Source organism: Fodinibius sp. (assembly GCF_034521915.1).
Taxonomy (GTDB): domain Bacteria; phylum Bacteroidota; class Rhodothermia; order Balneolales; family Balneolaceae; genus Fodinibius.
This window is the reverse complement of sequence record NZ_JAXHLU010000017.1, coordinates 150,011-163,461: the sequence shown is the minus strand read 5'-3', so window position 1 is coordinate 163,461 and position 13,451 is coordinate 150,011. Positions and strand designations below refer to the sequence as shown.

The 13,451-nt window shown below is 38.7% G+C and carries 16 protein-coding genes; 6 read left to right on the top strand and 10 right to left on the bottom strand.

The window, feature by feature from the left end:
- Window positions 1-2: 2 nt before the first annotated feature.
- The 7 genes from U5J89_RS13200 to U5J89_RS13170 all read right to left on the bottom strand — a co-directional run bounded on the left by U5J89_RS13200 (window position 3) and on the right by U5J89_RS13170 (window position 6,281).
- Window positions 3-1,391: a peptidylprolyl isomerase gene (locus U5J89_RS13200; protein WP_322576111.1), complete on the bottom strand. Its 1,389-nt coding sequence runs from the start codon at window positions 1,389-1,391 to the stop codon at window positions 3-5.
- Window positions 1,384-2,316: a peptidyl-prolyl cis-trans isomerase gene (locus U5J89_RS13195; RefSeq protein WP_322576110.1), complete on the bottom strand. Its 933-nt coding sequence runs from the start codon at window positions 2,314-2,316 to the stop codon at window positions 1,384-1,386. Before U5J89_RS13195 ends, U5J89_RS13200 begins: the two co-directional genes overlap by 8 nt.
- Window positions 2,317-2,322: 6 nt before the next feature.
- Window positions 2,323-3,657: a NupC/NupG family nucleoside CNT transporter gene (locus U5J89_RS13190; protein WP_322576109.1), complete on the bottom strand. Its 1,335-nt coding sequence runs from the start codon at window positions 3,655-3,657 to the stop codon at window positions 2,323-2,325.
- Window positions 3,654-4,292 (bottom strand): thymidine kinase, encoded by a 639-nt coding sequence (locus U5J89_RS13185; protein ID WP_322576108.1) that lies wholly within the window; start codon window positions 4,290-4,292, stop codon window positions 3,654-3,656. The genes U5J89_RS13190 and U5J89_RS13185 overlap by 4 nt, the downstream gene beginning before the upstream one ends.
- Before the next feature lie 87 nt (window positions 4,293-4,379).
- The gene (locus U5J89_RS13180; protein WP_322576107.1) at window positions 4,380-4,730 is read right to left on the bottom strand and encodes a DMT family protein; all 351 of its coding nucleotides are present in this window, start codon (window positions 4,728-4,730) and stop codon (window positions 4,380-4,382) included.
- Window positions 4,731-4,767: 37 nt separating this feature from the next.
- A complete protein-coding gene (locus U5J89_RS13175; protein ID WP_322576106.1) occupies window positions 4,768-6,039 on the bottom strand; it encodes a lactate 2-monooxygenase in 1,272 nt (423 codons plus the stop codon).
- A gap of 2 nt (window positions 6,040-6,041) precedes the next feature.
- Window positions 6,042-6,281 carry a hypothetical protein gene (locus U5J89_RS13170; protein ID WP_322576105.1) on the bottom strand — a complete coding sequence of 80 codons (240 nt, stop codon included), beginning with the start codon at window positions 6,279-6,281 and terminating at the stop codon, window positions 6,042-6,044.
- Window positions 6,282-6,364: 83 nt separating this feature from the next.
- Between U5J89_RS13170 and der the strand changes: the two genes are divergently transcribed.
- From der to U5J89_RS13140, 6 genes are all read left to right on the top strand, one after another.
- Window positions 6,365-7,672 carry a ribosome biogenesis GTPase Der gene (gene der / locus U5J89_RS13165; protein WP_322576104.1) on the top strand — a complete coding sequence of 436 codons (1,308 nt, stop codon included), beginning with the start codon at window positions 6,365-6,367 and terminating at the stop codon, window positions 7,670-7,672.
- Between the two features lie 88 nt (window positions 7,673-7,760).
- The gene (locus U5J89_RS13160) at window positions 7,761-8,459 is read left to right on the top strand and encodes an NADH-quinone oxidoreductase subunit I (RefSeq protein WP_322576103.1); all 699 of its coding nucleotides are present in this window, start codon (window positions 7,761-7,763) and stop codon (window positions 8,457-8,459) included.
- A gap of 7 nt (window positions 8,460-8,466) precedes the next feature.
- Entirely contained in the window at window positions 8,467-9,030 is a 564-nt protein-coding gene (locus tag U5J89_RS13155) for a hypothetical protein (protein ID WP_322576102.1), read from the top strand.
- Window positions 9,031-9,047: 17 nt separating this feature from the next.
- The gene (locus U5J89_RS13150) at window positions 9,048-9,674 is read left to right on the top strand and encodes a hypothetical protein (RefSeq protein ID WP_322576101.1); all 627 of its coding nucleotides are present in this window, start codon (window positions 9,048-9,050) and stop codon (window positions 9,672-9,674) included.
- Between the two features lie 6 nt (window positions 9,675-9,680).
- Window positions 9,681-10,151: a peroxiredoxin gene (locus U5J89_RS13145; protein WP_322576100.1), complete on the top strand. Its 471-nt coding sequence runs from the start codon at window positions 9,681-9,683 to the stop codon at window positions 10,149-10,151.
- A gap of 758 nt (window positions 10,152-10,909) precedes the next feature.
- Window positions 10,910-11,359: a fasciclin domain-containing protein gene (locus U5J89_RS13140; protein ID WP_322576099.1), complete on the top strand. Its 450-nt coding sequence runs from the start codon at window positions 10,910-10,912 to the stop codon at window positions 11,357-11,359.
- On the opposite strand, the gene U5J89_RS13135 is transcribed toward U5J89_RS13140, so the two are convergent.
- Genes U5J89_RS13135 through U5J89_RS13125 form a run of 3 tightly spaced genes read right to left on the bottom strand, consistent with a single transcriptional unit; the run spans window position 11,356 to window position 13,447 of the window.
- Complete coding sequence (locus tag U5J89_RS13135) at window positions 11,356-12,240, bottom strand: diacylglycerol/lipid kinase family protein (RefSeq protein WP_322576098.1); 885 nt, start codon at window positions 12,238-12,240, stop codon at window positions 11,356-11,358. The genes U5J89_RS13140 and U5J89_RS13135 overlap by 4 nt on opposite strands.
- On the bottom strand, window positions 12,237-13,088 hold the full coding sequence (locus U5J89_RS13130) for a M28 family peptidase (protein ID WP_322576097.1): 852 nt from the start codon (window positions 13,086-13,088) through the stop codon (window positions 12,237-12,239). Before U5J89_RS13130 ends, U5J89_RS13135 begins: the two co-directional genes overlap by 4 nt.
- 8 nt (window positions 13,089-13,096) lie before the next feature.
- Window positions 13,097-13,447 carry a DUF952 domain-containing protein gene (locus U5J89_RS13125; protein WP_322576096.1) on the bottom strand — a complete coding sequence of 117 codons (351 nt, stop codon included), beginning with the start codon at window positions 13,445-13,447 and terminating at the stop codon, window positions 13,097-13,099.
- Window positions 13,448-13,451 lie beyond the last annotated feature (4 nt).

The following is a 13,451-nucleotide window of genomic DNA, read 5'->3' as shown; positions in this document are numbered from 1 at the left end:
TTTTAATAATTGATATTTTTGTAGCGCTCAGGAATCGTAATTTTGTATTCCACATACATATCTTCGCGCAAATTCTCTAACAGATTGTTCATATATTTTACCTGCTTTTCTTGGAGTGCAGCTTGTTTTATGCGGGTATAATCCTGTTTTAAGTTTGCTCTGTGTTCTTCAATTCTCCTATCCAGCCGAACAATGCGAAAAGCACGCTGTGAGTCATTTTCTTGGCCCATCGTAAACGATTTTGGCTCTGAAATATCACCGACTTCATCCAGCAAAAGTACGATACGATAAAGGGCAGGGTCGAGTTGTTCAAGGGCTATAAGTCGTTCACCGGATTGAGGATTTAATACACGACCACCCTGAGGAGCCGTATTAGGGTCATCGGAGTGACGCCTGGCCATCTCGGCAAAGGTAATATCTTCATTGGTAAGCACAGAATCCCGGATTTGCCTCAATTCCTCTTTGGCGGCCTCATCATCATAACTCTTATCATCAACTTCGATAAGGATATGGTTGGTGTCAATTTGGTCGCCCTGACGCTTGTTAAGGCGTATAACATGAAAACCAAAGCTCGTTTCTACAACGTTGGAAATATCACCCGGTTCAAGTGCTGAGGCTGCAGCTGAGTACTCTGCTACAAAATCATCCATAGACATCATCGGAAGATCTCCACCCGACGAAGCAGAAGGTCCGTCACTGTATTTTTTCGCCATTTCTTCAATTGTTTTACCATGATTAAGAACCGAATCACGTAATTGTTCTGCCAGTTTTCGAGCTTCGGACTTGGCATCTACTAAGGGAGGAGGAACAGAAACTATTTGTGATACAGCTACTTGCTCAGGAATCATCGGCAGTGAATCCTGCGGAATTTTATTAAAATACTCTTCAACCTCCGGTCGGGTTATGGAAACATTACTACGCTTTTGCTGCTGAAACTGCTGCACAACCATCTGTTCTCGGTAATTATCACGCAAATCAGCCCTAATTTGAACAATACTTTCTCCCATTTGCTCTTCCAAGGCTTTTTCGCTTCCCACTTGATCAACGTAAGAATTTATTTGCTGATTAATTTGCTGATCAACTCTTTCATCGGAAACGGTGATAGAATCACGCTTGGCCTGATCAAGCATTACATGGCGGTCAATAATATTTTCTAACACCGTGTACCATATCTCTTTGCTAAACGAAATCTGTTGATTTTGTTGTCGCTGAAGCTGCATCATATATTGCTGTACTTCCTGATCAACATCCGATTTAAGGATAATATGATCATTTACAACAGCAACAATCTGATCTAATTTTTTGTTAGATGACTGGTTTTGTGCTTGTGAAAAGAGGGGAGTTAAAATTAATGAAACTACAAAAAATAGCAGTAAATATGCTTTATTCATTCGTTGAGTTGTTTTCAAGGGTATCGTCAATCGTTGAATTTTGATTAGATTTAGTAGGTAAAACGTTAAAAGTCTCTACTTCATTATTCGATTCTGCCTTAAGATAAAGATTCTTAACAAAGGAACTGAAATTTCGTTGTCGATTATTTAAAGTCATCCAATCTTTAATCTGTTCTATAAGCCATTCCAAGTTGGGATGATCGCCCTCTGATCGGGTTTCAATTAGTTGAACAAAGTGATAAACGCCATTCACCCGTTGAATAGGTGAAATTTCACTTTGCCCGATGACCTTCAAATATCTATTCATAATATCAATATCCTTTGCCGCCATCGAGATCGGCCAGTATTGATCAGATTCACTGATAACAGTTGAAGGATTGATGGCATAAGTCCGGGCAACTTCGGGCCAGGGGACGCCATCTAACAAATCTTGTCGGGCGTTACGAGCCTGCTTAATCGTTTTTGTACGCATATGACGAAACTTTACAAAATCCTCTTCGAGCACAAATTGTTCTTTATTAGCCTGGTAATAAGTTCGGGCTTCCTCATCTGTTATCTTCAAATCTTTTTCACTTGAAGCCAATACATAATCTTTGAGTGCCTGACGTAGAATTTCTTGTCTGGCCTGTTCAATTTTTTGTTGAATTTTCGGTTTCTGTTCTAAGCCAAGCCGCCTCGCTTCCTGCACCAACAGTTGTTGACGAATCCAGTTATCACGGTATTGTGTTAACGACCTAACACTATCCTCGGACAAAACAGCTTCAGGAATATCATTAACTGCCTGATCAACCGTTAAATATTCGCTTCCAACTCGTGCAAGTGTATCTTCTGGTTTTTGATGAGCCTTTTGCTGACAGGAGGTAAAGGATAATATTATCCCGATAACAATGAGAAAATAAAATTTATATGATTTGAGTGATCCCATAATCTGTTAGAATAACATTCCGGCAATTGTTGCCGTCATTAAATTCGCAAGCGTACCGGCCAATACAGCTTTAAGACCAAACTCTGCAAGCTCAGACTTTCTACTTGGAGCTAAACCACCAATTCCTCCGATTTGAATAGCGATAGAGGAAAAGTTCGCAAATCCACAAAGCGCAAATGTAGCCATTCTAATTGTCTTATCACCAATTTCGGATGCGCTTACCATATCTGACAACTGTAAGTAAGCAACAAATTCGTTTAAAACTACTTTTGTACCCAGTAATGATCCCATATTAATCGCATCTTCCCACGGCACTCCCACAACAAACGCAATGGGAGCGATAATCCAGCCAAGGACTCTTTCAATTGTTAACTTGCCATCGGTAATCATAGCATTAATACCGGTAAAACTTCCAAAGCTTTCCAGAAAATAATTTCCCATAGCCAGTAACGCTATAAATGCCAATAGCATAGCACCAACATTTGCAGCTAATTTTAGCCCCGTAGCAGCACCTGTGGCAGCAGCATCAATCCCATTGGCATCTGTTTTTTCAACACTCATCTTGACTTCGCCTTTGGTAACCGGCTCATCCACTTCGGGATACATGATTTTGGCAATAACAAGGGCAGCGGGTGCGGCCATCAAACTTGCCCCAAGCAGTTGTTCGGCAAACATAAGGCGACCGACATCTAATGCTACATCATGTGCCTGGGCGTAGGAGTTACCTAACATCTGCACATATGCGGCCATAACTCCACCTGCAATAGTGGCCATACCGCCGGTCATTACAGCAAGCAGCTCAGACTTGGTCAGCTTTTTTATATAAGGTTCTATTACCAGGGGAGATTCGGTCTGGCCTACAAAGATATTTGATATAACTGCCAATGATTCAGCTCCTGATGTTCCCATTAGTTTCTGCATTCCTTTAGCCATGAATTTTACAATACGCTGCAAAATTCCATAGTGGTATAATATAGCAGTCAGTGAAGCAAAAAAGATGATAGTTGGCAACACCTGAAAAGCAAAAAAGTTACCCATACTGCCTTCCATGCCGGGACTTTTTGCCAAATCGCCAAAAATAAACTTAGCCCCTTCAGTCGTAAAGTCTAATACGATGACAAAGAAGGATGAAACCCAGCTGAAGAATTCTTTTGGCCAACCCAGTGGTGCCCAATATTCGGACATTTGTCGACCTTTCAGAATAAATACAGCCAAAACAAACTGTATTCCCAAGCCAGTACCAACAAGGCGCCAATTAATTTGTTTTTTGTTATTACTAAATAATATTGAAATGCCGACAATAACCGCCATTCCGATCATACCACGAAATATGTCAATCATGATTCGTTTTCTTCTTTCATATTATCTTGTTTTTCGATAGGCTGAATGGGTTTTCCTCTTCGTTTGTCAACAGGAGGGCGATAACAATGTCTGGCACGAGGTTCATAGGCATCTGTTTCCCCAACAAGTACCCGATCCTTGCTTTCTACGACCCGTTGTGAATAATGGGCCATCGATCCGCTTTCTGCACAAACAGCATGGAGTTTGGTAACATATTCTGCGATGGCCAACATCTGGGGCATAGGTTCAAATGGTCGTCCCTCAAAATCCATGTCAAGACCGGCCACAATCACTCTTTTGCCATCATTTGCCAGTGTGTTGGTGACATTCATTAATTGTTTGTCAAAAAACTGTGCTTCATCAATACAAACGACTTCAGCTTCGCCAGTCAACAGTATAATTTGATCAGCTGTATCAACTACTAATCCGGGTAATACATTTTTATTGTGCGAAACTACGTCCTCCTCATCATAGCGGTCATCAACTTTGGGTTTTACTACCACCACTTTTTGATTAGCAATATGGGCACGTTTTGCGCGTCTGATCAGCTCTTCAGTTTTACCACTGAACATCCCTCCACATATAACTTCAATCCAGCCAACTTTTTGTGGTACAAATGACGGTTCGTTAAGCATAAATATTTTGCATTATAAATAATTCTGGATGCCCCGTTAAAGCATGGAATATATCTTTGTAAGGGTAAAAATAAAAAGATGAAATTCTTACGATCTAAAGATGAAATAAACAGCTCCAACCAAACATAAACCAGCCCAAAGGTAATCAAGATTTATGGGTTCTTTCATATAAAAAATGGCGAAAGGCACAAACACACAAAGCGTAATTACCTCTTGTAATATCTTAAGTTCTGCAAGATCAAATTGTGTAAAGCCAATACGGTTAGCGGGCACTTGTAAAAGATATTCAAATAGGGCTATCATCCAGCTAATGATAGCGGCAATGAACCATCTTTTATCCGATAGATTCTGAAGGTGACCATACCATGCAAAAGTCATGAATATGTTCGAAAGAACCAGCAGTGAAGTAGTTTGCCAAAAAACAACGTTATTAAACATTTCAAATAGTATTTGTAGAGTATTTATTGGTCAATTATTAAAATTTAAACAAACTGTCCCTTTTAACTTCGCATATATTTTTATAGCCCGATAATGCCATCGTTAATTCAAATTCTGCCCGGTAGTTTTGGATTACTTCTTGCACGCCTTGTTTACCGGCAATCGCAAGGGCATATGAATAAGGTCTTCCTAACAATACGGCATCAGCTCCTAAGGCGATGGCCTTGAACATATCACTGCCTGATCTTATTCCGCTGTCCATTAATATGGGAATATCACCATTTACCTCTTTTACAATATTCGGTAATACTTCAACAGCACTTACGGCTCCATCAACCTGCCGCCCTCCGTGGTTTGATACAATAATTCCATCCATGTTTCTCTCAATAGCTTTACGGGCATCATTGGGATTTAAAATGCCTTTTAAAAGGATTGGTAAATCAGTAAGTGACCGCAAAAAAGAGAGATCATCCCATGTTAACGAGGGACGTGAGTAGCACTCAATAAACGTTTTTACAGCTCTTCGGGGATCTTTCGATAGCAAATTGCTCCAAAATCCACCGGGATAATTCTTTGCCATCTTGATAAGGGCCTTGATCGAATTCCAGGTGAGTTTGGGCGGCTCATCAGCATCTCCAAGCGATGTTTTCATCAATTTACGAAATACCGGGTCGCTGGTATATTGTGCAATTCCGCGTCCACGTAAAAAGGGTAGGTAATCGAGATCAAGATCGCGGGGACGCCATCCCAGCATGGTCGTATCAAGGGTGAGTACGATGGCTTCGCATCCGCACGATTCTGCACGACGCACAAAACTTTCAACAAGATCATCGGATGTACTCCAGTACAACTGAAACCATCGAGGAGAATCACCCATAACCGAGCTGCAGGTTTCCATATCAACCGAAGCCTGGCTGGAAAATATAAAAGGTACATTTTCAGCAGCAGATGCTTTAGCTACAGCCAAGTCTGCATCGGGGTGAGCCATATCCAAGACGCCAATTGGTGCCAATAAAAAGGGTACAGGATAACGGTGCCCAAAAAGAGAGATGTCCGTACTACATTCTGAAACATCGTTGAGCATGCTCGGTGTAATTTTCCACTGGTTGAAATCGGTGCAGTTGGATTTCTTAGTGATTTCACGTCCAGCTGAACCGGCAATATAGGCATAGGCCTCTTTCGACATCTTCTGTTTAGCAACATCGTGAAGTTTATCAAAAGAGATGGGAATTGTTCTATTCTTACCCCGAAGGCTTCCTAAAAAGATATCGGTCTGCCGTTTTCGGGAAAATGATTTTTCAGAAGCCATTGTTATTTAACTTCTTTTTCCTTCATAAGCTGGCTCTGACGATACATATCAACAAAAACCCAGATGATAGGGTAGGGCGGAAAAAATATCGAACAGATAAGCTTTACGTTTTTTTTTCGTGATTCCGGCAGCTGAGAAAGACCCGCTATGCCGGCCATCCAAAAAATAAATGCAAGAAAAATAGTAAACGCTACCGTGATAGAACCAAGAAATCCGAAGCTATTATAAAAGGTTTCAAGCATTGAGTTTATACTCTACTTTAACAGTTAAATTCCTTATTTTTGTGGCTTGTCATTGAAAATAAAATATAAATAATAAATACCACATGCTCCCTGTAGTTTCAATCGTAGGGCGGCCTAATGTAGGCAAATCTACTATCTTTAATCGACTTATTGGCAGCCGAAAAGCCATTGTTGATGATCAATATGGTGTTACCCGTGACCGGCATTACGGAGAATCGTTCTGGAATGGGCGTGAATTTAATGTTATTGATACCGGTGGATATTTGCCTAATGAAACGGATGTAATGATCCAGGGCATCCGAGAACAAATTCATATAGCCATCGAAGAATCTGATCTTATCCTGTTTGTCGTCGATACCGAAGCCGGTATTACCAGTCTCGATCAATCGGTTGCTCAACTGCTTAGGCAAGAAGAAAAACCCGTATTGCTGGTGGCCAATAAAGCTGATAATGAGGAGCGTGAACTAAACGCTACCGAATTTTACTCCCTGGGATTTGATCAATTATATCCTATATCAGCATTAAGCGGGAGGGGAACCGGTGATTTGCTCGATGAAGTTGTAAAATTATTACCTGAGGAAAAGAACGAACCGGAAACATCCGTTCCAAAATTAACCGTGGTAGGGCGCCCGAATGTGGGTAAAAGCAGCTTTATTAATGCACTGTTAGATGATGAACGATGTATTGTGACTGATATTCCCGGGACGACGCGCGATTCCATCAACAGTAAACTTATTTATAACGAAAAAGAATATATTCTCGTCGATACCGCTGGACTTAGAAAGAAAGCTAAGGTTAAAGAGAATGTAGAGTTTTACAGCACAGTCAGAACCGACCGGGCTCTCAAAGAATGTGATGTAGCTTTAATTATGCTCGATGCCATGCGTGGCTTTGAGGAGCAGGATAAACGCATTCTGCGGGATGCTGCAAAATATAACAAGGGTATTGTAATTGTACTTAATAAATGGGATCTAGTGCCAGATAAGGATACTAATGTCCACAAGGAGTTTGAGGAGTACGTGTACAGTCGGGTACCGATGATGAAATATATCCCCATTGTTTCTATTTCAGCAATACACAGAAAACGTATCCACAAGGTCATAGATGTTGCTGACAAGGTATTACAGGAACGGAAAAAGACGATAAAAACTTCAGAATTGAACGATTTTATCGAACGCATCTTAAAAGAAAAATCATTACCTGTTCGGCGGGGAGTTAAACTAAAAATTAAATATGGGACCCAGGTAAAATCGAATCCACCTGTGTTTAAGTTTTTCATGAATAAGCCTGAGGAACTACCGGCCAGTTATCGTCGTTTTATAGAAAATAGACTCCGGGACGAATATCAATTTACCGGTGTTCCTATTACAATGAGATTTGTTCAGAAATAATTGATATTCCTTTTGAAGTGAATCATTGAATCAGTTATTTTTCCAGCGATATTACGTTGAGCAACAACCAATTTTTAATTGCATACTCATGCCAACACCACAAAATTTAGAACAACCCAGAGCAAACGCGCTTAATGAACAGTTTGACAGAGAGCGCTCTTTTTCTTTTCTGGAAAATTTATATCTGCCCGAAATATTTAAAGCGTTATGGTATACACTTAAGCAGATGTTCCAGCCCAGTGTAACGCTACAGTATCCCGAAGAAAAGTGGGAGCCCCCATCTATATTTAGAGGACGTCCGGTGTTGGTTGAGGATAATGGCAAAGAACGTTGTGTTGCCTGTGGTTTATGTGCACGAGCCTGTCCGCCGCTTGCCATTAGCATGCAGGCTAATGAGGATTCTGATGATCCCAAAGAACGGTATCCTGACTTTTTCGAAATCAATATGCTGCGGTGCATTTACTGTGGATATTGTGAAGAAGTTTGTCCGGAAGAGGCAATTGTGATGAGTAAAGACTATGATATCGTATTTGAGTCTAGGGAAGAGGCTATATATGATAAACAGCGACTATTGGTTCCCAAGGAAGACCTCCAGGAGCGTTTAGAGTTTCTTCGTGAATACAAAAACCGACAATTTGGTCAGTTCTGGGATTTTCAGGAAGAAAATAATATTCACTCGGTCCGCGACCGGGATCAAGAATTTCATTCCGGGCTTTCTCTTGTTGAAATGCTTGAACAGCAACGTCATAATGACGATGTAGAGCCCGAATCTGAATGGGTGAGATAGTCAAATTATGACTGATCGGGAAATCTCACAGGAAGAACTTGATCGCTTGGTTGATGATGCCTCATATTTACAGGATGAGGCGGAAGCTATGCAATACGTTATTGATGACGTTCCTTACGCTAAAACTCCTCCTGAAGGACGATCGATAGCAGAAATGTTGTTGCTTATTGATCACGCTCAGCTTTCCTATTATCGGCCTATCATGGAAGAAGCTATTGAAGATCCTCGTCCTACTCACCTCGACAACTTCACCCATTTCAAAGAAGATTTTGAAAAAGATGAGGAAAAATTAGAGGATGTACACAAGATCCTTAAAAAAATAGCTAAGCACAGGGCAGGGCTCGTAAATGCTATTAAGAATGTACCACTAATTGATTGGGAAACAGTGGTTTATAGAAATGACATGCAGCTTACGCTATTCGACTTTATGCAAGAAATGATTCGCTTTGAAAGGGGCGTATTGAAGGATATTGCCGATCAAGTGAGGGTTTATAATCAGGAAAAGAAGCAGCAGCGTGATATCGAACAACGTCGCTCACAACGGCAAGATCAACATCCCACTGAAAATTAAGATTGATAAAAACCCTTATGATTTGGGCAACATTATTACTCATCTGTGTTAGTGGTTATGTTGCTGCTAAATTTTTTAGTCTTACAAATAAAAGGGGACGACTTAAATTTCTTGGTCTTACAATTGCAGCTGCTATATTTACAGTAATGCAATTCTCTGTCTTTTTGGACTATTTGATGGTGGATTCTAACGTAACTTCTGCTTCTGAATTTATTGTTGAATGGGGCCATGTAATTAGTTTGTCATTTGTGCTTAGCTCATTGGCAATATTCATCCGGGAATCAAAACCTGTATTTGCTCAGTTCCCGATGATATATACGGCGTTACCACTTTTAATTATCATCTCTTATATACTGGTTCAGGACACATACGCCATTAAAACATGGCTGATAATAATTTACCAGGGTGGAGCAATCATTGTAGCACTCTTAATGTATTCAGTTTATACCTATCGTCGTACCAAATACGCATTTATTCTGGGTGGGGTAATTCTTTTTCTGATTTCATATATCCTTTATTGGGGCGTATCAGAAATACAGGATTCCTTTCAATGGATATGGAAGTTACTGGTAGGTTTTGCTATGACCTTAAGTATATTTGGGTATCAACAGACAGAAAAAGAAATTGATGTAAATACGATTTAACCTGTTATGACACTAAAAATTGATTCTAAGGCTCCCGATTTTACGTTACAAAATACGAAAGGAAAGACTGTAACACTTTCTGATTTTCAGGGACAAGCTAATGTAGTCCTTTTATTTTTTCCGCTTGCATTTTCCAGCACTTGTACCAATGAGCTATGCACTGCAAGAGATAACATGAAGTTGTATGATTCGCTGGAAGCCAAAGTCATTGGGTTAAGTATAGACAGTTTCTTTTGCCTTCGAGAATTTAAAAAAAGTGAAAACATAAACTTTACTTTGCTTAGTGATTTTAATAAAAAAGTTTCAGCAAAGTATAATGTGTTATATGATGATTATTATGGAATGAAAGGAGTTTCCAAGCGAGCATCCTTTGTAATTGATAAGCAGGGTACCATAAGATTCCGAGAGATATTAGAAGATTCTGGTGAACTACCAGATTTTAAAGCCATCCAAGAAACACTTACAGATCTTAATTGAGTAATCAGCAGAATTTTTACACTATAAATTAATTAACAATGCAGAGAGGTAATAAGTATCATAATTATCTCTACTTTACATAATATAAATTATACGACATATATATGGTTATTAACTTCAAGAGGTATTTCTATATAGATCTTGGAACATTGTCATACCCAGCTTGCTTTTATTCATATTTTATATTGTTGGATGTTTACATTAGTAAACTTCCACCATTAAATAATTGATTACTAATCAAAAAAAATGCCTCATAATAAGTAAAAACTGCAGCTAACCTATTCACAAACACCTCATGTCGAATTGTTTAACTATAATTATTTATATATTTCTTTTTCTGATACTTCTTTAAAGGGATTTACAAATCTGTTCTAAAAAATCATCAATCTCTGAGAATCTTCTCTAAATTCATATTCTCTCTTTCAAATCAAGTTCATTTTCTGTCAATTCCCCTTCAAATACCCGCTATAAGGCTACAAACAGCACTATTAATCAAATTTGCGTTCTAAGCGGCTTAAATAGTTTTATAATGGTTTTGTATGTCTATTAGAGTTAAAATCACCGATTATTACTTATTTTGTATCAATGAAGTGGATTGGAAACGAAAATTTATAATTCGGTACTACAAATAGATTGGGATATTATCTGCGGGATTAATATTTGGATCTCAAAAAAAACACATTATAATACGGAAGGTTCTTAAAAATATTTACCTGCATTCATCAAGTTTACTTTACAATTATTTTATAAATCTGAATATGAAGTTTTCTAAAAAAATACTTGGATTATCTTTAGTACTTTCTTTTTTAATTACTTTTCCTGAGGTACAGGCCCAGTCTATTTTAGATAAATTAAGATCAAACAATCAAACAACGCAGTTTGCGCAGGCTCTGAAAAATGCCGGTATTAATGAACGTTTAAATCAATCAGGTCCTTTTACCGTATTTGCACCCACTAATGCAGCTTTTGATGAGCTAAGTATGGGTCAAAAATCAGATTCAAACCTTTTGTTAAATCATATTTTAACCGGGATGGCTACTGAGCGCAGTTTGCGGGCAATGTCTGATATTACTTGTTTGAGCGGCCAAACAATTTCTATTCAAAATAAAAGTGGCAATAACCTGGCTATTGAATCGAACAAAATAAGTGTGTCTAATATCAAGGCAAGCAATGGGGTTATCCACATTATTGAAGGTGTTATTGATTAGATAATTGTAGGGGGGCATATCACTTCTAAGGCATTGGCTTCCAAGGAAATAATAAATTTGTTTGATCTATTTTCAATTACTTCACCATCAGCATGAATATCCACATCGCCATTAAAATTCAGGGAAAGTTTCTCAATTTTTGCTGATTTTACTTGTGGAATTAGATGTGATTTTTTAAATAAAAAAAGTGGTAACAATACAGGAATTATCCATTTAGCTATCGGTTTTATCAAAATGGCATTCAATTTTCCATCTGTAATCGATGCATTGGGTGCAATCCAGAAAGAACCACCTTCTACCCTTCCATTTGCTAGTGAAAACATAATGGCATGTTCTTTAGAAATATTTTCCTTTTTTATAATGGTTACTTCAAATGAGGTGTGATTTATTACTGCTTTTAATGCCGATATAGCATACGTTAAAAAGGGATGTAAATGCTTCAGCTGTAGTGCGTAGCGGTTTGTAAGCCCGTCGAACCCAAATCCCAATGAATTCAAGAAGATAAAGTTATTGCATTGTCCCACATCTATCGAAACAGCATTTTCTTGTTTTAACACAGAAAATGATTGCTCTAACTTTACTGGAATATTGAGCGTTTTACAGAGATCATTGCCCGTACCAAGAGGAATTATCCCCATCTGTTTATGAGTATTGATAAGAGTAGCGGCAACCTCACGAACTGTTCCATCACCGCCACAAGCTACAAATACGTCAAATTCATCAAAATTTTGCTCTATAAAGTCGGTAATATCACCAATATCCTGAGAGTGAAATAGACAGGCATCTTCAAATTCAGAAATGAACTCCCGCAAACGTTCCAATTTCACTCCCGACTTTCCACCTTGGGCTGCAGGATTGTATAAAAAGGCATACCGTTTCACGAGATGGAATCATTTAAGTAAGATTCCAATATCGTTATACAGCGTCGAATATCATCGATAAATACTCGTTCCCCTTTTTGATGATATGGATAAATAGAAGGCTCCAATGCTACTGAAATCGTTTGATGATCATCTTTTTGGTTAAACACTTCTCCATAATGAAGATAATCATTGGTATTGTTATCTACTTTGATATCAGAATCTATAGCCAAAAATTGATTCACCGCTTTTTTTGTCCTTTCGATAAGCTTTTTATTGGGATCAAGATCATTTAATTCCCAGTGATTGGCATATAGCGCTACGCCTTTCTCTCCTTTAAATAGCGGGGTTGTATCCAGGGTAATAACTTGGTCTGGCATGGTATTTTGGGCTATGCATTGCTGAGCTATACGTCGGGCCCCCATCCCATTTGTATACCCTTTGCCGTTATTCCTAAGTAGTTCAGGATGCTCTTTAAGCCCTTTCTTCTCTTCCATTTCAGAAAAGAAAAAAAGCATATTTGGCCATTGACGGCTTTTTGTCATTTCAGCCAATGTGACTACTATTCCCAACCCGGCACTATCGTCCATAGCCCCTTCAATTTGATCATCAATGATATCTACGGGCAATGGATCGGGGTAATCAGTGCCATAATGATTTATTTTATCGAGATGGGCCGTTAATGCCACCGTCGGTAAATTGGAATTATCACCAACTTTATAAATTAAGTTATTGCCTTTGACATCAATTTCCCGAGCCTGAATTTCATCAAATACCTGACATATATATGGATGGAGTCGTTCTTCGTAGGAACTAAAAGAAGGAATTTGCGCAATTTCTGTTATATGTGTTATCGCCCGGTCTAACATTATTAATATTAATTTGTGGTAAATTCAATATTAAACTTACCATCGTCTTCAGCCTTTATAGTAATTTTATCTATGATAGCATTAGTACTAAGCGGACTATAGAGATGTGGGAATTTTTTGTCGGTATCTTCCCCCTTTTCATATTTGATATCGTCATAAAGGGTGGTTGCATCAATCACAAGCAGAAGAATCTCATCTTTATCTCCAAAAATTTTGTTTGCTGTAGCTTCTACCTGTTCTCCTGTTGAACAATGAATAAAACCTTGGCTATCAAAGGATTCCGGCTCATATTTCCCCCCATTATTAAACTTTTCCCAATCGTCTTTAGTGGTTATATGAAATAAAAGATCGTCGCGCATAATA